This window comes from Ruminococcus sp. AF17-1AC (assembly GCF_003461385.1).
Taxonomy (GTDB): domain Bacteria; phylum Bacillota; class Clostridia; order Oscillospirales; family Ruminococcaceae; genus Hominimerdicola; species Hominimerdicola aceti.
In genome coordinates this window covers 1-1,685 of record NZ_QTWZ01000044.1, presented here as the reverse complement: position 1 = coordinate 1,685, position 1,685 = coordinate 1, and the positions used below count along the sequence as shown (strand labels likewise).

At 41.0% G+C, this 1,685-nt stretch carries 2 protein-coding genes; both read right to left on the bottom strand.

What is annotated here, in order from left to right; all coding sequences use genetic code 11:
• Window positions 1-71: 71 nt before the first annotated feature.
• Window positions 72-338, bottom strand: a complete 267-nt coding sequence (locus DWW81_RS13005) for a hypothetical protein (protein ID WP_117898190.1) — start codon at window positions 336-338, stop codon at window positions 72-74.
• 360 nt (window positions 339-698) lie between these two features.
• The gene (locus tag DWW81_RS13000; RefSeq protein WP_117898191.1) at window positions 699-1,625 is read right to left on the bottom strand and encodes a conjugal transfer protein TrbL family protein; all 927 of its coding nucleotides are present in this window, start codon (window positions 1,623-1,625) and stop codon (window positions 699-701) included.
• Window positions 1,626-1,685 lie beyond the last annotated feature (60 nt).

The following is a 1,685-nucleotide window of genomic DNA, read 5'->3' as shown; positions in this document are numbered from 1 at the left end:
TTTTATTATACTTTGATTGTTTTTTATGTGTCAAGTTTTATTATACAGGATTAGTTTTTGTTCTTTGTCATTTAAAATTTCCTCCATAAATACAATTGCTGCGAAGTCAGAAAAAACTTCACAGCGTTAAAAATATAGTCTATGATCGAAGTTTCGTCAGCCCTCAGGCTAAGAAATGCATAAGATGCTGTTGCCGCTAAGGGAAGAACGTTCCACAGGTTCACAAGCACTACTACCGACAAGATCAGCCCTGTGCAAATAATGATAAAGTCACGGACGTTCCAGAACCATAGTTTGACGTTAGCTTTTAGGTTTTCGGGATAGATGTAGGTTTTCATTTTATCAGACCTCCTAAAAAAAGAACTCCGAAATTGCTTTCAGAGTTCTTGGTGAGATGCAAGGGATTCGAACCCTTGATGGCACTTATATATAATAATTTCAATAAAACATCATACTTGGTACATTCACAAGAATCATCTCACAAGTGCCACTTATAGCCTTTCTTAGAAATGCTTTAAATCCCATATTACCGCCTCCGATAAAATCAAGATCAAATAAACTCAATATACTTACCATTAACGAAATAATATCTATTGGAATTCCCAGTGTGCTGATGCTAAAAATCGAAATTATTACTATCCAAACATATTATACCACATTAAATCATAAATAGCAATATAAAAATATGAATTTAAGTTTTATGCATTATGTTTCAGCATACCGACTGCTTTAGCTCCCATAGAAACGGTATGACTAACACTCATCATATTGACTCTAACACTGGTATCAAGCCCGTACATCTGAGCTATCCTCGGCACTTCGTTTGCCGACAGGCATATCCCCACAGCAAGTAATGGGTGCTGAGTGTACGTCAGAAGTCCGATATACAATATCGTTGTCTGCAAAAAAGCCGTCAGGCAGGTTGCTATGACCTGCTTGCACCAGCTGTAAAAGCCGTCGGTGTAGCCCCTCGGAACTCCGAACAGATACAGACTTCCCACAGCTATCTGACAGAGCATTATTCCGCCTCGCTTGATGTTTGCAAACACAACTTTTACCGTGCAGTAGCCGAACAGAATTATGAAAAACAGGCTGAACAGCGATACATCAGAGGCAAGAGCGACTATGACCGAAAGTCCCGTGCCTGCAACAGTTGATGAAGTTGCCCCTATGAAACCGCCTAACAGCTCGTAAGAGAAAGTCCCTTGAAGAGCAACGCAAAGCGAGTACAGACGCTGAGGAACAACTGTCACCAGACTCGCCGCCATAAACCCTTTCAGAACGTTTATGCAGGTGTTTTTGATGTTTGCCTGCCCCGATTCGTATGCAATTGCCGTATCGAACACCGCAACTATCATTCCGCAGGCAAATAACATCCATGCAAGACTGTGAAACAATGCAATGAACGACTGCACCCACGACAGGGCAAAAATATCGCTTGTGCTTTCGTTTATGAATTCAAACAAATCAGCTACCGCCCCGTAAATGAGGTTGAACAACCATGAAAACATGATGTCCCATATTTCGTCGGTAATTGCGTCCACCGCCGAGCCTACCGTACTGTCCCAAAGCGACGAAATACCGTCGCCTATCCAGTCAATGGCGTCTGAGATCCATTCAAACATCCGCACCATAATCCTGTATAATAAAACTTGACACATAAAAAACAATCAAAGTATAATAAA

What these genes read in the sequence shown, in the direction of transcription:
- DWW81_RS13000 (WP_117898191.1), bottom strand. Translation starts at nt 1,625, where the DNA reads ATGTTTGAATGGATCTCAGACGCCATTGACTGGATAGGCGACGGTATT.
- DWW81_RS13005 (WP_117898190.1), bottom strand. Translation starts at nt 338, where the DNA reads ATGAAAACCTACATCTATCCCGAAAACCTAAAAGCTAACGTCAAACTA.